14 protein-coding genes are annotated in these 20,551 nt (G+C 37.0%); 13 read left to right on the top strand and 1 reads right to left on the bottom strand.

Annotation, left to right across the window (positions count from 1 at the left end):
* Nucleotides 1-11: 11 nt before the first annotated feature.
* Nucleotides 12-2,294, top strand: coding sequence for a hypothetical protein (locus IGI65_RS09270; protein ID WP_438773993.1), 2,283 nt, complete (start codon nt 12-14; stop codon nt 2,292-2,294).
* A gap of 208 nt (nt 2,295-2,502) precedes the next feature.
* On the opposite strand, the gene IGI65_RS09265 is transcribed toward IGI65_RS09270, so the two are convergent.
* Complete coding sequence (locus tag IGI65_RS09265) at nt 2,503-4,029, bottom strand: chloride channel protein (RefSeq protein WP_438773992.1); 1,527 nt, start codon at nt 4,027-4,029, stop codon at nt 2,503-2,505.
* Nucleotides 4,030-4,276: 247 nt separating this feature from the next.
* Between IGI65_RS09265 and pcrA the strand changes: the two genes are divergently transcribed.
* From pcrA to budA, 12 genes are all read left to right on the top strand, one after another.
* Nucleotides 4,277-6,493: a DNA helicase PcrA gene (gene pcrA / locus IGI65_RS09260; protein ID WP_412257218.1), complete on the top strand. Its 2,217-nt coding sequence runs from the start codon at nt 4,277-4,279 to the stop codon at nt 6,491-6,493.
* A gap of 22 nt (nt 6,494-6,515) precedes the next feature.
* Entirely contained in the window at nt 6,516-8,543 is a 2,028-nt protein-coding gene (ligA, locus tag IGI65_RS09255; protein WP_438773991.1) for an NAD-dependent DNA ligase LigA, read from the top strand.
* Nucleotides 8,533-9,630, top strand: coding sequence for a CamS family sex pheromone protein (locus IGI65_RS09250; RefSeq protein WP_412257070.1), 1,098 nt, complete (start codon nt 8,533-8,535; stop codon nt 9,628-9,630). Before ligA ends, IGI65_RS09250 begins: the two co-directional genes overlap by 11 nt.
* 94 nt (nt 9,631-9,724) lie before the next feature.
* A complete protein-coding gene (gene gatC, locus IGI65_RS09245) occupies nt 9,725-10,030 on the top strand; it encodes an Asp-tRNA(Asn)/Glu-tRNA(Gln) amidotransferase subunit GatC (RefSeq protein ID WP_071863954.1) in 306 nt (101 codons plus the stop codon).
* Nucleotides 10,030-11,499, top strand: a complete 1,470-nt coding sequence (gene gatA, locus IGI65_RS09240; RefSeq protein WP_412257067.1) for an Asp-tRNA(Asn)/Glu-tRNA(Gln) amidotransferase subunit GatA — start codon at nt 10,030-10,032, stop codon at nt 11,497-11,499. Before gatC ends, gatA begins: the two co-directional genes overlap by 1 nt.
* The gene (gene gatB / locus IGI65_RS09235) at nt 11,499-12,929 is read left to right on the top strand and encodes an Asp-tRNA(Asn)/Glu-tRNA(Gln) amidotransferase subunit GatB (RefSeq protein WP_412257065.1); all 1,431 of its coding nucleotides are present in this window, start codon (nt 11,499-11,501) and stop codon (nt 12,927-12,929) included. Before gatA ends, gatB begins: the two co-directional genes overlap by 1 nt.
* A 7-nt stretch (nt 12,930-12,936) precedes the next feature.
* Nucleotides 12,937-13,989, top strand: a complete 1,053-nt coding sequence (locus tag IGI65_RS09230; protein WP_412257063.1) for a diacylglycerol kinase — start codon at nt 12,937-12,939, stop codon at nt 13,987-13,989.
* 143 nt (nt 13,990-14,132) lie between these two features.
* Nucleotides 14,133-15,512 carry a 23S rRNA (uracil(1939)-C(5))-methyltransferase RlmD gene (gene rlmD / locus IGI65_RS09225; protein WP_412257060.1) on the top strand — a complete coding sequence of 460 codons (1,380 nt, stop codon included), beginning with the start codon at nt 14,133-14,135 and terminating at the stop codon, nt 15,510-15,512.
* Between the two features lie 348 nt (nt 15,513-15,860).
* The gene (locus tag IGI65_RS09220) at nt 15,861-16,817 is read left to right on the top strand and encodes a hypothetical protein (RefSeq protein WP_412257059.1); all 957 of its coding nucleotides are present in this window, start codon (nt 15,861-15,863) and stop codon (nt 16,815-16,817) included.
* Nucleotides 16,818-17,010: 193 nt separating this feature from the next.
* The gene (gene thiD, locus IGI65_RS09215) at nt 17,011-17,826 is read left to right on the top strand and encodes a bifunctional hydroxymethylpyrimidine kinase/phosphomethylpyrimidine kinase (RefSeq protein ID WP_412257058.1); all 816 of its coding nucleotides are present in this window, start codon (nt 17,011-17,013) and stop codon (nt 17,824-17,826) included.
* 265 nt (nt 17,827-18,091) lie between these two features.
* On the top strand, nt 18,092-19,744 hold the full coding sequence (gene alsS, locus IGI65_RS09210) for an acetolactate synthase AlsS (RefSeq protein ID WP_412257056.1): 1,653 nt from the start codon (nt 18,092-18,094) through the stop codon (nt 19,742-19,744).
* 80 nt (nt 19,745-19,824) lie between these two features.
* Complete coding sequence (gene budA, locus IGI65_RS09205; protein ID WP_412257053.1) at nt 19,825-20,538, top strand: acetolactate decarboxylase; 714 nt, start codon at nt 19,825-19,827, stop codon at nt 20,536-20,538.
* Nucleotides 20,539-20,551: the final 13 nt, after the last annotated feature.

The raw sequence follows: 20,551 nt of genomic DNA, 5'->3' as shown, positions 1-20,551 counted from the left end.
GAGGGGAAAAAATGAAAAAATTAGGTGTTTGGTTTGGGTTGTTGTGTATCTTGCAAGGTGTGGTGCCTATGCAAGTTGTAGCAGAAGTTTTACCAGCAGATCCGCGTACAACGCAAAGTGCTGGAACAACGGATTCTTTGGTATCAGATGAAATGATAACGCAAAGTAGCGCAACGAGTGATTCTGTAATAAGTAGTACTGTTAGTGAAGAAGCGGTTGAAAGTAGCACTGCGACATCAAGTAGTAAAGAAAATACGGCTACTACCGAAAGCGATACGTCTACATCAGAAACAGAAAGTCCACTTTTAGCGCCACAAAATCTATTACCAAAGAAAAATAAAGTTGGCGATTTCAAATATGTAACGCTAACAAGCGATAATACTAATTTGAAATTATTTCAAGATTTAACCAATTTAAATGTCTGGAACACGCCAACAAAGAATCAATTAAATAAAACATACCAAATTAAAGAAGTTTATCGTTTTAACGAGCAAGATTATTATCTCCTTGGGGATTCTACTAGTGAGCTTGGCTATGTAGTAGCTTCAGCGGTTAAACCAACTACTTTTTCTCAAGGTAGTGAGCTACCATATGGAGAAGAAAAGTATTTTGTAGCTGTGACTGAAACGAATGCTTTATGGAAAGATTTCTCACAAGCGCCCCAATCAACAAAAAGCATTTTACGTAAAACATTAAAAGCAAAAGGGTATTATCTTGATTTTGATGGTACACGGTATGAAGTTTTAGTCGATAGAAATGGTGCGCAACAAGGGATTGTGAAAACCAGCGCCTTAAAAGCTACGAATGCAGGTGGGATTTATCAATCTGCCAAGAAATATGTTACTTTTGTTAAAAACAATAGTCCAATCTATAATAATTTTACTCTAAGTGTACGTAGTAAAACAAATACTTATTATTTAAAAACCTATGAAGCGCGTGGGTTCTATCTCCATTTTAATGGAACTAAATACTTAACAATTTACGATAATAAAGGCAAATGGATTGGTTATGTCCCAGAAAACTTTGTTAAAACAGGCAATGGTAAAGGCGGGATTTACCAAAGTAGCAATCGCTACATTACCTTTACGAGCGCTAATTATGCGATGTATAGTAATTTTAATTTCAAAAAATTACGGACGACAAAAGGGTTATACAAAAAAACTTATCAAGCCCGCGGTTACTATGAGCATTTCAATGGCGCAAGATATTATACGGTTTACGACAACAAAGGCAAGTGGCTAGGTTACGTCAATGCCGCAAGTGCCAAAACAGGTAATGGTAAAGGTGGGATTTACCAAAGTAGTAATCGCTATATTACCTTTACGAGCGCTAATTATACCATGTATAGTAATTTCAATTTCAAAAAATTAGGGACGACAAAAAATTTGTATAAAAAGACCTATCAAGCCCGCGGTTACTATGAGCATTTCAATGGTGCAAGATACTATACAGTTTATGACAACAAAGGCAAGTGGCTGGGTTACGTCAATGCCGCAAGTGCTAAAACAGGTAATGGTAAAGGTGGAATGTATCAGAAATTAGGCGATGAAGGTGTCGTTATCTCACGAAATTATGCGACATACACCAATTTTAATTTTAAAAAGAGGGGAAAAACCTCATCTGTCTTTAATCAAAGTGTTCAAGTGCGCGGCTACTATCAACACTTTAATGGCGCAAAATATTACACAATTTATAATGCTAAAGGTAAATGGCTAGGCTATGTTAATAGTGCTGCAGTACGCATTAAAAAAGGTGCAGCCACTTATTTAGGTACAAGTCGGGCGCGAGTATTGAAACATTTAAAAGCAAATGAAAAAAATGGCTTTTACGTCGGAACACGCTATCGTGGTCTTGGTTATGGTGGCGTTAGTAACCAAGAAGTATTCATGCAGCCAAAAGGAAATCCAAATAAATATGGACAAGGGATGAATTGTACAGGTTTTGTGGCAGCTGCAATGCGTAACAGTGGCGCAAATCTAGCCCCTATCTCTCGTTTAGGTTACGGCGGAGCTGCCAATGCGACATTATGGCGCGATTCTTTGAAGAAAAATTGTAAATATTATACTTATGGTTCCATTAGTGCGTTATTGAAAAGCGGTCGTGCGAAAAAAGGTGATATTTTGTATTTAGAAGGCCGCTGGGGTGAGTATGGTGCCGATTGTCATATTGGGATTTTCTGGGGAGACAACGGACATCAAAACCGCTTCTGGCACCAAGTATTAGCAGGCAATATGATCTCAAATATTTTCTCAGGGACGCCTTATTCTATGGTTTACTTATTCCCACAAGAATAAAAAGCTTTACTAAAGCGACTGAGAAAAAATGTGTATTTCAAAAACAGATTGTGACAAAATCAAAAAGCTTCTAGATGTAAACAGAAATTACTTTTTTAACACCATTTATTTGCAAAAAGGCAGTGGCAAAATTTTTGTCACTGCCTTTTTGGCGGGAAATTTCTTATAACAATTGTTTAATGATCAAGAGCGAGCTACTATATTTTTTTTATAGCTGTTCATTGATAGTTTGGACAATAGAACTAGCATGTGTCGTATCCGTAAGTATTTCTAAAGTATCTCCAATTTTCATGACGGTATCCCCATGAGGAATAATCTCACGGTCACCTCGATGTAATAAAGCCAATAACATGTGGTCTGGCCATTCAAAATCTCGGACTAGAGTTCCATCGAGTTTACTGCCAGCTAAAACCGGGATTTCAACGATTGTTCGTTGACCGATGAGATGCGTTTTTTTGCTTTTAACCAGACGTTCCAAAAGAGCTTCGTAAATCGGATCTCCGCCAAGAACATCCACAACAATATAAGCTACAAGTGCTGTTAAGCCAAGCGGCATTAGATGAACAAGGGAGCCGACCATCTCAGTCACTAAGATAATTGCTGTCAATGGAGCTTTACCAATTGCAGCGAAGTAGCCAGCCATGGCAATGACAATAAAATCTTTGATGAAAACAGGCTCTAAACCGAAAGTTGTAGTGGCAAAATTTGCAAATAAACTACCGATAATTGCGCCTAGTGTTAAGATTGGCAAGAAGATGCCGCCGGGCAGACCCGAGCCATAAGAAACCATCGAAAAAGTAAAGCGTAAAAATAATAATAAAAAAAGTGCAATTAGTGTAGGCGAATGTTGACCTAAGGCAAGAATGATTTGATTTCCTCCTCCTAAGATATGAGGAAAAAAAAGACCGATTGGAATAATTAGAATAAAAGGTAAAACACCACGAAAATAACTAGGTAGAGGTAGCAGAGCATACCAATTATCAAGCGCTAATAAAATAATTTGATAAAATCGTCCTAAAACACCTAATAATATACCTAATAAAATTAACAGCCAATAATGTCTTAGTGGTAAAGAAGGAATGTCCCCTAAATGCAATACCGGTTGTAAACCAAAAAAAGTTAAAGAAACGAAATTTGACGTTAATGCCGCCGCAAATGAAGTTAACCAAACAAGAGGTGAAAAATTGTGATGGACTTCTTCTACAACGAATAATAGACCGGCAATAGGTGCGTTAAATGCCGCTGCTAAGCCAGCAGCAGCGCCACTTGACAGTAAGATTTTTTCTTCGCTCTTCGTGGCTTTTAGTTTAACGGCAATACCTTGTGCACAACTAGCGCCAAGTTGAATAGAAGGGCCTTCTCGTCCTAGAAAAAGTCCAGTTCCAACACTTAAAATACCACCGACAAATTTTTTCCATAAAACAGACCACCATGAAACACTCACTTCATCTTTTAATTGGCCCTCTACTTGCGGAATCCCACTACCTTTAATATTAGGATCGCTTTTAATTAATAAACCAACCACAATTGCTAAAAAAATCATAAATAAACACCAGGGGATTAGCCAAAGGGGGTGGCTTTTTAGTTGACTATAAATGAGTGGCAACACTTCACCAATTTTTTCAATTGCCAGTCGAAATAAACTAACCACAACTCCTGCTAAACCACCAACTAACACGCCTTTTGCAATGTATTTTATTTTGGTTTTATCCAATGTATCTAAAAAATTCTTCACAACAACCCCGCCATTTCTTTTATTCACTTGTCAAAAGTCTGCGTTTTTATCATAGCGGATTTTTTTATAGAGGACAAATAGAAATCGTAGCTTAAAAAAATTTGTTCTTTTTTTGTTTTAAAACCTTTATAAAAAACCCAATATTTTTTTCTTTTTCAATTTATCCAAAGAAGCTAAAATGCTATAATTGAAAAGATTGAATGAGAGAGGATGTTGTAAGGTGTCACCCAATTCATTATTAGAGGGAATGAATCCTCGGCAAAAAGAAGCTGTAAAGCAAACTGAAGGCCCGTTGTTAATTATGGCAGGTGCCGGTAGTGGTAAAACACGCGTATTAACTCATAGAATCGCGTATTTAATTGAAGAAAAAGAAGTAAATCCTTGGAATATTTTAGCAATCACGTTTACTAATAAAGCTGCTAAAGAAATGAAAGAGCGGGTTAATAAGATTATTCCTACTGGTGGTCAGGATGTTTGGGTATCGACGTTTCACGCTATGTGTGTGCGTATTTTAAGACGAGATGTTGACTATATTGGGTATTCTCGTAATTTTACCATTATAGATAGTTCAGAGCAGTTGACGTTGATGAAGCGTGTCTTAAAAGAGCTAAATATCGACCCTAAAAAATATGATCCCCGTTCCATTTTAGCGGCTATTTCAAATGCAAAAAATGCCCTCTTAACGCCTAGTGATTATGAAGCGCAACAAGGAGCTTTTTTTGAAGAGATTGTAGCGCGTTGTTATGATATGTATCAACAAGAGTTAAAAGTAAATGAGTGTATGGATTTTGACGATTTAATTATGAATACCATTCGTTTATTCCACGATCATCCGGAATCATTACAGTACTATCAAAATAAATTTCATTATATTCACGTAGATGAGTACCAAGATACTAACCACGCCCAGTACACTTTAGTAAATATGTTAGCGGCCCGCTTTAAAAATTTATGCGTAGTCGGTGATGCCGACCAAAGTATCTATGGCTGGCGGGGAGCGGATATGCAAAATATTCTGGATTTTGAAAAAGATTATCCTGATGCTAAAGTTATTTTACTAGAACAAAATTATCGTTCAACTCAAACTATTTTAACTGCAGCCAATCAAGTAATCCAAAACAACCAAAACCGCAAAGACAAAAAATTGTGGACAGAAAATGATGCAGGAGAAAAAATCACGTATTATCGAGGCGATAACGAACGGGATGAGGCGCGTTTTATCGTAAGTGAAATGCAAACAAAGCGTCAAACGCAAGCGCGAGAATATGGTGATTTTGCTATCTTATATCGGACCAACGCCCAATCTCGTGTAGTGGAAGAAACATTATTAAAAGCCAATATTCCCTATAAGATGGTGGGAGGACATAAATTCTACGATCGTAAAGAAATCAAAGATATTTTGGCCTATTTACAAGTGATTGCTAATCCTGCTGATTCTTTAAGTTTTGAACGCATTGTGAATGTACCAAAGCGGGGGATTGGTGCTACTTCTTTAGAAAAACTACGCCAATTTGGAAATCTTCATGGTTTTTCACTTTTAGAAGCTGCCGAAAATTCCGCTTTAGCTAATATTAGTGGCAAAGCCGGTAAAGAGTTGGAAAACTTTGCCACACTCATTACCAATTTTCAAAAGATGAGCTCGTTTTTAACGATAACGGAACTAACAAAAGAAGTCTTGGCAAAAAGTGGTTATGAAGACGATTTAAAACGCCAAAATACGCTGGAATCTCAAAATCGCTTAGAAAACTTAGAAGAGTTTTTGACTGTAACCCAAGAATTTGATAAAAATTATGAACGGGAAAATGAAGAAGATACAGAAAACGCAGCCGATAAGTTATCTGTTTTTCTAAATGATTTGGCTTTATTATCAGACGTAGATAGTTTTGAAGAGTCCAATAGTCAGGTCACTTTAATGACGCTGCATGCGGCCAAAGGTTTGGAATTTCCAGTAGTCTTTTTAATTGGACTAGAAGAAGGTATTTTTCCTTTATCTCGCGCTTTGATGGAAGAAAATGAATTAGAAGAAGAAAGACGCTTAGCTTATGTTGGAATTACGCGTGCAGAAGAAGAATTATATTTAACCAATGCTTTTACTCGCACATTATATGGAAAAACACAATATAACCGTCCTTCACGTTTTGTAGAAGAAATTGAGGATCAGTTGTTAACAAAAGCAGGACAAGTTGTACAACCTGCCAATAACCGTCCCTTTGCCGTCAGAAAAGCTTATGCAACAAGGCCAGCCTATGAACAAACAGCAACAACTGGTGTTCATGCTAAACAAAATACCGGTGGTGAAAAAGCTGCTTGGCAAGTGGGCGATAAATTACGACATAAAAAATGGGGCGTCGGGACAGTAGTTAAAACAAGTGGTGCCAAAAAAGATATGGAATTAGATGTAGCTTTTCCTGAACAAGGAGTAAAAAGACTACTCGCCGCGTTTGCCCCGATTGAAAAAATCTAGTTTTCAGAAAGGAAAAGTGGAGATGGCAGAATCAATGGCAGATTTAACCAAAAAAGCAGCTGCTTTAAGACAAGAATTAAACAGATATGCTTATGAATATTACGTTAAAGATAATCCAACTGTAGAAGATTACGTTTACGACAAACTCTATCATGATTTAGTAGCAATCGAGATGCAATATCCCGAACTTGTTACTGCTGATTCTCCTACCCAACGTGTGGGGGGGGAAGTTTTACAGGGATTTGAAAAAGTTGTTCATGACGTGCCGTTGTATAGTTTAAATGATGTTTTTAGTAAAGAAGAAATTGAGGCTTTTATTAACCGTGTCACAAAAGAGTTAGGCAATGACGTCTCTTACGTTTGCGAGTTGAAAATTGATGGATTATCGGTGACATTGCGGTATGAAGATGGCCTGTTTGTGCGAGGTGCTACTCGTGGAGATGGCACAGTTGGTGAAAATATTACGGAAAATTTAAAAACAGTGCGTTCCATTCCGTTGCGTTTAGAAGAACCCCTCACGATCGAAGTACGGGGTGAGTGTTTTATGCCAAAGAAATCCTTTGTGGCCTTAAATGAACAAAGAGACGAGGCGGGACAAGCTATTTTTGCTAACCCCCGTAATGCGGCAGCGGGAAGCTTGCGCCAACTAGATCCCAAAATAACGGCAAAGCGGAATTTGGATACCTTTTTATACACGGTGGTAGACTTTGGTCCGTTGCATGTAGACAGTCAAGCGGCTGCTTTAAAGCAATTGGAAAAGGTTGGTTTTCATGTGAATCCAAACCGAAGAATATGTAAAAATATTGATGAAATTTGGGACTACATTGCAGAATTTCAAGCAAGCAGAGGAACGCTACCATATGAAATTGATGGTGTCGTAATTAAAGTCAATGATTTTCATCAACAAGATGAACTTGGTTTTACCGTCAAAGCACCAAGATGGGCGGCGGCTTATAAATTCCCTCCTGAAGAAGCGCAAACTGAGCTTTTAGATATTGAATGGACTATTGGTAGAACTGGTGTGGTGACGCCTACTGCTGTTATGACCCCTGTTCGTGTGGCAGGAACAACGGTGAGTCGCGCTAGTTTGCATAACGTTGATTTCATTAAGCAAAAGGATCTACATGTAGGAGACACTGTAACTATTTATAAAGCTGGCGATATAATTCCTGAAGTTGCGCAAGTTGTTCTGGCTTTGCGACCAAAAGACAGCAAACCTTACCCTATTCCTACACAGTGTCCGGTGTGTGGTAGTGAGTTGGTCCATTTAGACGATGAAGTGGCGTTGCGTTGTATCAATCCGAAATGTCCAGCTTTAATTAAAGAAGGATTACGTCATTTTGTCTCACGCGATGCCATGAACATCGATGGTTTAGGTCCTAAAGTCTTGGCCCAGATGTATGATCATCATTTATTAAATGATGTTGCTGGTTTGTATAGCATTACAGAAGAACAATTACTGACTTTACCAAAAATCAAAGAAAAATCGGCTAACAATATTTTACAAGCGATTGCCAGCAGTAAAGATAATTCAGTTGAACGGTTATTGTTTGGTCTTGGGATTCGTCATGTTGGAGCTAAGGCAGCCAAAATATTAGCCGAAAATTTTGGCAACTTAGAGACAATTGCCAAAGCGGATAAAGAAAGCATTGTTGCTTTAGATACTTTAGGTCAAACCATCGCTGACAGCATTGTGACGTATTTTGACAATGAAGAGGTCCATGACCTCCTAGAAGAATTAAAAGCAGCCGGCGTGAACTTTACTTATAAAGGCCGCTTAGTAAATAAGACAGAAATCAATTCGCCATTTAATGGCAAAACAGTTGTTTTAACTGGTAAATTGACTCACTATAATCGTAATGAAGCCAAAGAAAAGATTGAAAATCTTGGTGGAAAAGTAACTGGCAGTGTTTCAAAGAAAACAGATATTGTCGTAGCTGGTGAAGATGCTGGAAGTAAACTAACAAAAGCAGAAGAATTAGGCATTACTGTCTGGAATGAACAACAGATGGTAGAGGCTTTGGATAGGAGTTTAGTTCATGAAGATTAAATCATTATTTTTAACTAGCGCTATGTTACTGCTCCTCTCTGGTTGTGGCAATTTAGATAAGGGTGTTAGTAATGTTGATAATGGGAATAAATCAGATGGGGGCAATATGACAACAGGCCGCATTGATCGTTCTGAATATCAGGCTATCATCAATGACGGTCGCTATAAAACAAGTGCAGCAAGAGAGCTAAATGCCACTAAATTAAATAGCGGTTATAATCAAGATAATTTTGAATCGGGTTTATTACGCTTATCGCATCAAACATTTTCACCAGATAAATACTTCTTTCAAGAAGGTCAAAAACTCGATTACGATACTATTGAAAAATGGTTGGCGCGCAATTCAGATGACAATAATCAAGGTTTAAACCCGGCTGATGAGAGTCAACCAATTATTTTCCAACAGTTAATGGAACAAGATTTCTTAAAAGAGGATGGGAAAACATTAGCTGGGATGTCTTTGGGCTTTGCTTTTAATTCGGTCTACTATGGCAATGATAGTGAAACTTCAATTTCTCGCGATGAATTAATGGCCAATGCCAGAAAAACTATTAATGCGGTTTTAACAAGAGTTCGTAAAATGGAAGGATTAAAAAATATTCCCATCGTCGTAGGTATTTTTGAACAAGCTTCAAAAGAAGATATTAATGGTGGTAACTATATTTATACAGCAGTTAGCAAAGATGGTGGCACTACGATTGCTGATTTTAAGGCAGTAAATGAAAGTCATTTGTCGCTACCAGTAGCTTCTGAGGTTAAGAATATCGCTACACAAGATGGAATGAGCACTAAATTTAATTCTTTTCAAGCTGCTGTCCAAAATTTCTTTCCTAACTTAGTAGGTGTGACAGGCCAAGTTTATTATGTCGATGAACAAGTTGAAAATTTAACGATCAATATTGAAACAAAATATTATAGTAAAACTGAAATTACTAGCTTTACGCAGTACGTGGGTAAACAAGTGGAATCTATCTTTGATTCTGTCGCTGGAAATGTCGAGGTTCAAATTAATTCTGTCGAAGGTCCACAAGCTTTCGTGGCTAAAAAACCGGAACAAAAAGAGATTATTTCCTATATTTTCAATTAGTTACTTGAAAAATAGGCAGAATTATTTCATTATAGAAAAGAAAAAGTATTTTGTGCACCATTTAAATACTTAGTGGCAAGAAAGAAGGGGTAGTATGGCAATTAGTGAAGAACAAGTAAAGCACGTGGCAAAACTTGCAAAACTTGCATTTTCTGAAACAGAAGCAGTAGAATTTACTGATCAATTAGGCAAAATTATCGAAATGGTTGAACTTTTAGACGAAGTCGATACAACTGGCGTTCCATTTACATCTAATGTGGTAGAAACAGTTAACGTCATGCGCCCAGACCGTGCCGAAGCTGGCATGAATCGGGATGATTTAATGAAAAATGTACCAGAAAAAGAAGACGGCTTTATTAAAGTGCCGGCGATTATTGATAATGGGGAGGCTGGCGCTTAATGGAAAAATTATATGATAAAAGTTTAAGTGAACTACATGATTTATTAGTGGCAAAAGAAATCACTGCCACTGATTTAACCGCGTCTACAATCGCGCGGATTAAAGAAACAGAACCACAAGTAGAAGCATTTATAACTGTCAGTGAAGAAAAAGCTCTCGCACAAGCCAAAGCGTTGGACTTAAAAGGAGTTACAGAAGCGAATGTTTTAGCCGGTATTCCAATTGGGATTAAAGACAATATTGTTACAAAAGATATTTTAACTACTGCGGCTTCTAAAATTTTATCAAATTTTGAACCAATCTATGATGCGACAGTCATGGACAAAGTTTATCAAGCAGATATGATTCCGGTTGGTAAATTGAATATGGATGAATTTGCAATGGGAGGAAGTAGTGAAACTTCTTACTTCAAAAAAACCAAAAACGCTTGGGATGAAAGCAAAGTACCAGGAGGATCTTCTGGTGGTTCAGCTGCAGCAGTAGCTGCCGGCCAAATTCCAGTTTCATTGGGTAGTGATACGGGTGGTTCTATTCGCCAACCAGCAGCATTTAATGGCATTGTGGGAATGAAACCAACTTACGGCCGTGTCTCTCGTTTTGGCTTGATTGCTTTTGCGTCTTCTTTAGATCAAATTGGACCTTTAACTCGCAATGTTAAAGATAACGCCTTAACCCTAAATGCGATTAGTGGTTACGATGAAAAAGATGGTACTAGCTCTGGTATTTCAGTGCCAGATTTTACCGCTAATCTTGAAAAAGGCGTGCAAGGCCTTAAAATTGGTTTACCAAAAGAATATTTAGGTGAAGGTGTCGAACCTGGCGTTAAAGCAGCGATTGAAAAAGCAGCGGCTACCTTTGAAAAATTAGGAGCAACTGTTGAAGAAGTTAGTTTACCCCATTCAAAATATGGTGTTGCGGTATATTATATTATCGCCTCTTCTGAAGCTAGTTCAAACTTGCAACGTTTTGATGGTATCCGTTATGGTTTCCGGGCTGAAGATGTTGAAAACTTGGAAGATGTTTATGTAAAATCTCGCAGTGAAGGTTTTGGTACAGAAGTTAAACGTCGGATTATGTTGGGCACATTTTCTTTGAGTGCTGGTTACTATGATGCTTATTTCAAAAAAGCAGGTCAAGTACGGACTTTAATCAAACAAGATTTTGATAAAGTGTTTAATGACTATGATTTAATTATTGGGCCAGCTTCACCAACCGTTGCTTTTGGCTTAGGTGAAAAAATCAATGACCCTGTTACAATGTATATGAGTGATATTTTAACGATTCCAGTAAACTTGGCGGGACTACCGGGAATGTCAATTCCAGCTGGATTTTCAGAAGGGTTACCAGTCGGTTTACAAATTATCGGTAAACAATTTGATGAAGCTACAATGTATCAAGCTGCTGCAGCTTTTGAAGGTGCAACAGATTTCCATTTACAAAAACCAGTGATTTTAGGGGGGAATAAATAATGAATTTTGAAACAGTTATTGGGTTAGAAGTTCACGTGGAACTAAAGACCAACTCTAAAATCTTCTCACCTGCACCAGCACATTTTGGCGCAGAGCCAAATAGTAATACTAATGTTATTGACTGGGGCTATCCTGGGGTTTTACCAGTAATGAATAAAGCGGCAGTTGAATTTGGTATGAAAGCAGCGCTAGCATTAAATTGCGAAATTTCAAAAGAAACACATTTTGATCGCAAAAACTATTTTTATCCGGATAATCCTAAAGCCTATCAAATTTCACAGTTTGATCAACCAATAGGACATGACGGCTGGATTGAAATTGAAGTAGAGGGGAAAAAGAAAAAAATTCGGATTGAACGGGTGCATTTAGAAGAAGATGCCGGTAAGAATATGCATGGTATTGGCGGTTATTCTTATGTCGATTTAAACCGTCAAGGCACACCTTTGATTGAAATTGTTTCAGAAGCAGATATGCGCTCACCAGAAGAAGCCTATGCGTATTTAGAAGCATTACGTTCTATTATTTTATTTACCGATGTCTCAGATGTCAAAATGGAAGAAGGCTCCATGCGTTGTGATGCCAATATCTCCATTCGACCTTATGGACAAGAAGAATTCGGAACAAAAACGGAATTGAAAAACTTAAATTCCATGAGTTTTGTTAAAAAAGGTTTGGCCTTTGAAGAAAAACGTCAAGCAAAAGTCTTGCTTTCTGGTGGAGAAATTCAGCAAGAAACACGTCGTTTTGATGAAACTAGCAATAAAACTATCTTGATGCGGGTTAAAGAAGGTTCAAGTGATTACCGTTACTTCCCAGAACCAGACATTCCCCGATTTGTGATTGATGATGAATGGATTAGTAAAGTAAAAGCAAGTTTACCTGAATTACCAGCTTCTCGTCGTTTACGTTATATCAATGAATTTGGCCTGCCAGAATACGATGCTAAAGTTTTAACCTTAACCAAAGAAATGTCTGATTTCTTTGAAGCAACTCTTGCTGCCGGTGCAGATGCTAAACTGGCTTCAAACTGGTTAATGGGTGAAGTATCGGCTTACTTAAATAGTGAAAAACTTGAATTAGGCGAAACAAAATTAACACCTGCTAATTTAGCTGGAATGATTGTTTTAATTCAAGATGGTACGATCAGTTCAAAAATTGCTAAAAAAGTTTTCCGCGAATTAATTCAAAACGGTGGCGATGCTAAAGCGGTTGTTGAAGCAAAAGGTTTAGTGCAATTATCTGATCCTGCTCAATTACTGCCAATTATTAATGAAGTTTTAGATAACAATGGCCAATCAATTGAAGACTTTAAAAACGGTAAAGACCGCGCTGTTGGCTTTTTAGTGGGACAAATTATGAAACAAACGAAAGGGAAAGCAAATCCAGCTGTTGTAAATCAATTACTCCAGACTGAATTGGCTAAACGCTAATAAGAGTATGAAAAAAGCACGTGTGATTTATAATCCAACATCAGGTAAAGAGGCAACAAAACGTAGCTTAGCCGATATTTTACAAGTATTGGAACAAGCCGGTTTTGAAGCCAGTGCTTTTGCAACGACTCCAGAACCAAATTCAGCTAAAAATGAAGCTATGCGGGCTGCTAAAGCTGGCTTTGATTTAATTGTTGCCGCCGGTGGTGATGGTACCATTAACGAAGTCGTTAATGGTATCGCCCCTTTAAAGAAACGTCCGAAAATGGCCATTATCCCCGCTGGAACTACAAACGACTATGCCCGCGCTTTGAAAATTCCCCGCGATAATTTAAAAGCTGCCGCTGAAGTCATTTTAAAAAAACAAACGATTAAAATGGATATCGGTCAAGCCAGAGAAAACTATTTTATTAATATTGCCGCTGGTGGTCATTTGACTGAACTGACTTATGATGTTCCTTCTGAATTAAAAAGTATTTTCGGGTATTTAGCCTACTTAGCTAAAGGTGCAGAATTATTGCCCCGCGTAAAACCTATTAAAATGCATTTAAAATATGACGAAGGTGAATACAAAGGAAATGCTTCGATGTTTTTCTTGGCTTTAACGAACTCTGTTGGTGGCTTTGAACAAATCGCTCCGGATGCTAAACTAGATGACGGTAAATTTTCACTTATTATCGTGAAGACGGCTAATATTTTTGAAATTGTCCATTTGGTAGCTTTAATGTTAAATGGTGGGAAACATATCAACGATAAGCGAATTATTTATACTAAAACCAGTCGTTTAGAAGTAGATACAATTGGTGAAAAAAATCAACTAATGATCAATCTTGATGGCGAATATGGTGGGGATGCACCGATGACGTTTATCAATCACCATCACCATATTGAAATGTATGCTAATCTTGATGCGATTCCTGACGATGCAGTCGTGGGTTATGAAGAAGAAGAAGCGGAATACGAAGAAGTAAGTCGTGATTTTATTAAAGAAGTTGAAAAATTGACGGATGAAGATATTGATGGTGATGGTCAAATCGCGGATCAAAATGATAAGAAATAATTATAAACTCCACATTCATACAGACGGATGTGGAGTTTTTGGTTGTATATGTCAAGGTTATGCCTTAGAATAAACAAGGATTGTTTAGTGAGAATCAGTCAGCAGCCGATGCGGTTGTTTTTGTTCTAAATTTAGGAGGAACTATGAAAAAAACAGATCAAGTATATCCAGTAGTAAAAAACAATGAATATGAAGTAACTATTTCTGACTTAACTTATGAAGGCATGGGGGTGGCTAAAATTGATCATTACCCATTATTTGTAGATAATGCTCTGCCTGGAGAAAAAGTTATTTTAAAAGTAATTAAAGTAGGCAAAAAATTTGGGATTGGGAAAGTTCGTTCTTATTTGGAAAAAAGTAGCAAGCGTGTAGATATAAAAAATGAAGACTTATTACGAACTGGTATTGCTCCTTTGAGTCATTTGGCTTATGAAGAACAGTTACTTTTTAAACAAAAACAAGTGGAAACAGTTTTACAAAAAATTGCTAAAATGCCTGATATTCCGGTACTTCCTGCTATTGGAATGGCAAAACCTTCAGGCTATCGAAACAAAGCGCAAATTCCTGTCCGGCGAAAAGACGGAAAACTCCAAACGGGCTTTTACCGCAAAAATAGTCATGATTTGGTTGCAATTGAAGACTTCTTTATTCAAGATCCAGCTATTGATGCAGCCATTATTAAAGTCCGTGATATTTTAGAACGCTTCAATGTTAAAGCGTATAACGAGCAACAGCACGAGGGCTTATTGCGTCATATAGTGATTCGTCAAGGACATTATTCCCGCCAGATGATGGTGGTATTGGTAACGTTACGTAACAAATTTTTTAAAGCCGAAGAAATTGCCAACCAAATTCACCAAGAAATTCCTGAGGTTGTTAGTGTTATTCAAAATGTTAATACTGAAAAAACCAACGTTATTTTTGGTGAGAGAGAAAAATTACTTTATGGTAAAGATCATATTGAAGATACATTGTTAGGAAAAACATTCCGGATCTCCGCTAAGTCTTTTTACCAAGTTAATACAGAGCAGACCGAAGTATTGTATGAAACAGCTTTTGAAATGGCAGCCTTAAAACCGGATGACGTGGTTATCGATGCTTATGCTGGAATTGGGACGATTGGTTTATCAGTTGCTGATCGCGTTAAACACGTTTATGGGATGGAATCAATTCCAGAAGCGGTAGCAGATGCACAAAAAAATGCAAATTTAAATGGCATTGAAAATGCAACTTACTTAGTCGGTGATGCCACAAAAGTAATGGGACAATGGTCAAAAGAAGAAATGCAGCCGGCAGTCATTTTTGTTGATCCACCCCGAAAAGGATTAACGCCTGACTTTATTCATGCAGCTTGTGATATGCAACCAGAAAAAATTGTATATATTTCCTGTAACCCAGGAACAATGGCTCGTGATTTAATTGATTTCAAGGCTAGAGGATATAGCTGTGAAAAAATCCAACCAGTTGATTTATTCCCACAAACTACGCATATTGAAGCAGTCGGCTTATTAACAAAAGATTAATAATTTATTCTCTGGTTTAGCCGGTGGGCTGAATTAGCCTAATTGAATAAAAAAGTTTGATATTTAACTAAACTGAAGATAAAGGCGTCTTTAAAAAGGGACGTCTTTATTTTTTTACAGTAAAACAAAAAGATACAGTAAAGGTGAGATTAATCGAATTAATTTAATTAACGGTTATGCAGTTAATTTTTACAAAAAGGCTAAAAAGGTAAGAAAACTAACAAGAATGGTATAATAATACTACTAGTAACACGACTAAAATGGCGCATATTATTCATAAGGGCTGAAATAAAATTTTTGAAGAATTTGGTCGATATTTTGATGCGGATCTTAAAAGGAGTGAAAAAAATGAAACTAGGTCGCTTTTCCTATCTTTTAGCTTTATTAGTGACACTGACAGCCTGTAGTACCAAAACTACAACAAATGAAACAACAATGACAACATCAAAATCAGAATCAGTTGCTACAACCGATTCAACGACTAAAGAAACTACTACTGCTAAATCTACCGATGTTTCAACTACTACAGTAAGTTCAAGTGAAAAAAATGTGTCAGTTGCACTCGCCGGCATTTTTTATACTGAAACAGGAGAAGAAGCTCAAATTCGCAATTTAAGGCAAAATGAATGGGAAATTTTCTATCCAACCTCAGAAGGAAATGTAAGTGGTACGTTTACGACAAATTGGCAAGAAACAAATAGTGGAATGCAGTCTGATAGTATGTTAAAAAAATCAGATGGCAGTGAAAATTTTGAGATCTCAATTCGATACCGTAATGAAGAAAATATTTTTATTACGATGGGAGATGGCAATGTTAATCACGAGATGAAGTTGACGAAACAAGCGCCTCAAGTTGATGCCCAATATGAGGAGATTTTAAAGGGTGATTTATCTAGCTTTGCGGGTCAATTTTCTAACGATCAATTCAATCAAACCATTGCCGAGTCAAATTTTACCTTGGGTGGCTACAGACCAGAAGATTATTTCAACAATCAAACCACAGTTTTTCCGGCAATTGTTCAAAACGGCTATTGGAATGGGATTACTTCACATGGTAGTTATGAAATTAGACAATCCGATTTACCTAAAAAAGTCGACAACTACTATCTGGTTCACGTTTACGGTGCAAACGCAGGAGCTAATGATGGAAAAATTACGTTTTATCTGGTACCGCCTTTTGTTAAAGGCCCGGATGGTATTGCCGCAAAAGAAAAACGCGTATTTCAAGTAATGGCTGATGGATCGCTTTATCCTTTAGAATACCAAAAAGAAAATTGGTGGCAAGATTACCAGCACAAAGAATAAGTTTTAATCATATAGAGAATGGATCGTTATGATTTATTAAACAAGTACATAAGAAATTACTCTTATGATTAAAACAATAAGATACGTTTCATTGCTTAAACTTGTGTTTCAGAAGAATTAAAATTAAGTAGTGAGGGTCGCTTTAATGTTTTGTGAATAAATTTGTTACTGAGATAAAAAGGAGATATGAAAAATGGAACAATACCCACAAGCTTTAACAATCGCAGGCTCTGATAGTGATGGATCTGCTGGTATGCAGGCAGATTTACATACATTTTTTGCTAGAAAGGTGTATGGTGCTTCTGTTATGACTGCTTGTGTGGCAGGCAATTCCTATGGTATTGAAGCTAGTGTCACATTGCCTTCAACATTTATTGACAAAGAATTTGAATTATTGGCTGCTGATTACAAAATTCGGGCAAGTAAAACGGGAATGTTAGCCAATTCTGAATTAATCAAAACTGTTGCTAAAAATTATCGTTTATATGATTTTGGTCCGTTAGTCGTGGATCCGGTAATTGTAACGAAACATGGCAACATGTTAATTGAAGAAGATGCACTAAAAACTTTGAAAGAAGAGTTGCTTCCTTTGGCGACAGTTTTGACACCAAATTTCTATGAGGCGGAAAAACTAACCGGAATCGCTTTAAGACAAGAACAAGATTTTGTTGCAGCTGCAGCTGTTTTACAAAAAATGGGTGCTAAAAATGTCGTCATAAAAGGTGGCCATCATGATGAAAAACAAGAAGAAGTTGTGGATTATTTAGTATTAGAAACAGGTGAAAGCCACTGGTTAAAGGCGCCTTATCACAAAACCAATCGAATTAATGGTACTGGTGATTCGCTATCAGCCTGTATTGCAGCCGAATTGGCAAAAGGCAACGATGTTTTAACCGCTGTGAAAATTGCCAAAGAATTTGTTAATCATGCTATTGCAGCTGAATTAATTATTGGCCACAAATTTGGCCCCATTAATCATTGGGCAGGTAATAATTTTGAGTTAGCCTAAGTGTTGTGACTTAAAAATACTGATGAATTCCTTAAACTAAAAATAAGAGTAACAGCTTGTAATCAGGCTTTTACTCTTATTTTTAGTTTAACTTGAACCGTTACTAACTAAGCGCAGTTTAAACTCCATACTTTTCAATTGAAAGAATGTAAAAAATATTTTTCTGCAAAACAGATAAATTAAGTGTATCATCGTTGATAAATAAAGAAATGAGTGGTATATTAACTTTTGTTAGTGATACAGATTTTTAAGGAGATGTAACACAGTGAGTAAAAAAGGTGCAGAAATTATTGTTAATAGTTTAGAAAATCATAACGTACCATTCATTTTTGGTATTCCAGGCGCCAAAATTGATGGTGTTTTTGATACATTAGCCGATCACGGGCCTAAATTAATTCTTGCTCGTCATGAACAAAATGCAGCGTTTATGGCCCAAGCAATTGGTCGTTTAACAGGGGAGCCAGGTGTAGTAATTGCTACTAGTGGTCCCGGGGCAAGTAATTTAGCTACAGGATTAGTAACAGCGACAGCTGAAGGTGATCCAGTTTTAGCCTTAGCCGGTCAAGTAAAACGTTCAGATTTATCAAAATTAACCCACCAAAGTATGAATAATGCAGCATTATTTGCACCAATTACTAAATATAGTTCTGAAATACAAGATCCAAATACTCTTTCAGAAAATATTGCCAATGCTTATCGCATCGCAAAAACAGCTAAAAAAGGGGCAAGTTTTTTATCGATCCCGCAAGATGTCACTGATGGAAAAGTTAACGGAGAAGCGATCAAACCTTTGGCAACGCCAAAACTAGGAGCTGCTTCTGATGCAGATATTAATGAATTAGTAAAACGTATCAAGGAAGCAAAATTACCCACTCTATTAGTAGGCATGCGAGCTTCTGGTAAAAAAGAAACAGCAGCGATTCGATTATTGGTTGAAAAGACCGGCATTCCTGTTGTGGAAACTTTTCAAGGTGCGGGTATTATTTCTAGAAAATTAGAAGATCACTTTTTTGGTCGTGTGGGATTATTCCGCAATCAACCAGGAGACATGTTGTTAAAACGTAGTGATTTAGTAGTAGCAGTGGGATATGATCCAATTGAGTATGAAGCTAGAAACTGGAACGCAGAAAAAGATGCGCGCATTGTTGTCATCGACGAAGTACCAATGGAAATTGATCAATATATGCAACCAGAAGTAGAACTAATTGGTAATATTGAAAAAACAATTGAAAAGTTAAGTGAAGCCATTGAAAATTATCATTTATCAACAGATGCTAACCATTACCTAGCGACTTTACAAGCAAAATTGAGCCATAATACGCAAGAACATCCAATCAAGCAAGGAAAGGTTCATCCTTTGGAAATTATTGATACTTTACAAAAAAGTGTTTCAGATGAAATGACGGTTACTGTGGATGTAGGTAGCCATTATATTTGGATGGCACGTCATTTCCGTAGTTATGAACCAAGACATTTATTGTTTAGTAATGGGATGCAAACATTAGGTGTTGCTCTTCCATGGGCGATTTCAGCTGCATTGGTACGTCCAAATACGCAAATTTTCTCCATTTCAGGAGATGGTGGCTTTTTATTTTCTGCCCAAGAATTAGAAACAGCAGTACGCTTAAAACAAAAAATTATCCATCTTATTTGGAACGATGGAAGTTACAATATGGTGGAATTCCAAGAAGAAATGAAATATGATCGTTCATCAGGTGTACATTTTGGTTCTGTTGATTTTGTGAAATATGCTGAGGCTTTTGGTGCCAAAGGCTTAAGAGCTACTTCAAAATCAGAGTTAGAAAAGGCAATTGAAGAAGGTTTGGCTACCGATGGTCCGGTAATAATTGATATCCCCGTTGATTACGCAGATAACAAAGAATTAGGCAAGACAATTTTACCCGATCAATTTTATTAAATTTTAGATATTTACGGGGTTTATGTATTCCATAAACGAATTCTATGTTTTTCTAAAGTCAAAATAGGAGAGGATTTAATATGACTGTGAAAACGACAAGTTACCTTTATCAACATGGGACCTTAGGTGGTCTAATGCAAGATTTAATGGACGGCACAGAAAAAATTGGTACACTGTCTAAGTATGGCGATTTTGGGTTGGGAACATTAGAAGGGTCCAATGGCGAAGTTATTTTTTTAGACGGTACAATTTATCATGCTGATGAAACAGGTAAAATTAATCGATTGACAGGAGCAGAATTAACACCGTATGCAGCAGTTACTCAATTTGAATCGGACCGTAATTTTTTTGTTACTGCCAGTGATGATGATGCTCTGAAAACAGAAATTTTGCAAAAAATTAGTCATAATTTATTTGCTGCGATTAAAATTCATGGGACATTTACACACATGCATGTACGCGTAGCTCCCAAACAAGTGAAGCCATATCCGCGCTTTGTAGAAATAGCGCGCAATCAACCTGAATTTGAAGCAACTGACATAACTGGGACGATTGTTGGGTTTTTCACGCCCGAATTATTTCACGGGGCTGCTGCCGCGGGTTTTCATCTACATTTTATTAGTGATGACCATAAATTTGGTGGACATGTACTAGATTTCACAATAGATAAAGGAAAAGTAGAACTAATGGAATTAGCGGAATTTAGACAACATTTTCCTACCGAAAATCCGGACTATTTAGAAAAAGAAATCGAAATTTCAAAAATAGCTGACGACATTAAAGAAGCCGAATAAAAAATAATAGCTA

The sequence above is a fragment of the Enterococcus sp. DIV0755b genome (assembly GCF_051713765.1).
In the GTDB taxonomy this organism is placed as follows: Bacteria; Bacillota; Bacilli; order Lactobacillales; family Enterococcaceae; genus Enterococcus_C; species Enterococcus_C canintestini.
This window is presented reverse-complemented; position numbering and strand designations above follow the sequence as displayed.

Bases quoted from the DNA above. Each gene is read 5' to 3' on its own strand.
- IGI65_RS09270 (WP_438773993.1), top strand. From the start codon at position 12: ATGAAAAAATTAGGTGTTTGGTTTGGGTTGTTGTGTATCTTGCAAGGT.
- pcrA (WP_412257218.1), top strand. From the start codon at position 4,277: ATGAATCCTCGGCAAAAAGAAGCTGTAAAGCAAACTGAAGGCCCGTTG.
- ligA (WP_438773991.1), top strand. From the start codon at position 6,516: ATGGCAGAATCAATGGCAGATTTAACCAAAAAAGCAGCTGCTTTAAGA.
- IGI65_RS09250 (WP_412257070.1), top strand. From the start codon at position 8,533: ATGAAGATTAAATCATTATTTTTAACTAGCGCTATGTTACTGCTCCTC.
- gatC (WP_071863954.1), top strand. From the start codon at position 9,725: ATGGCAATTAGTGAAGAACAAGTAAAGCACGTGGCAAAACTTGCAAAA.
- gatA (WP_412257067.1), top strand. From the start codon at position 10,030: ATGGAAAAATTATATGATAAAAGTTTAAGTGAACTACATGATTTATTA.
- gatB (WP_412257065.1), top strand. From the start codon at position 11,499: ATGAATTTTGAAACAGTTATTGGGTTAGAAGTTCACGTGGAACTAAAG.
- IGI65_RS09230 (WP_412257063.1), top strand. From the start codon at position 12,937: ATGAAAAAAGCACGTGTGATTTATAATCCAACATCAGGTAAAGAGGCA.
- rlmD (WP_412257060.1), top strand. From the start codon at position 14,133: ATGAAAAAAACAGATCAAGTATATCCAGTAGTAAAAAACAATGAATAT.
- IGI65_RS09220 (WP_412257059.1), top strand. From the start codon at position 15,861: ATGAAACTAGGTCGCTTTTCCTATCTTTTAGCTTTATTAGTGACACTG.
- thiD (WP_412257058.1), top strand. From the start codon at position 17,011: ATGGAACAATACCCACAAGCTTTAACAATCGCAGGCTCTGATAGTGAT.
- budA (WP_412257053.1), top strand. From the start codon at position 19,825: ATGACTGTGAAAACGACAAGTTACCTTTATCAACATGGGACCTTAGGT.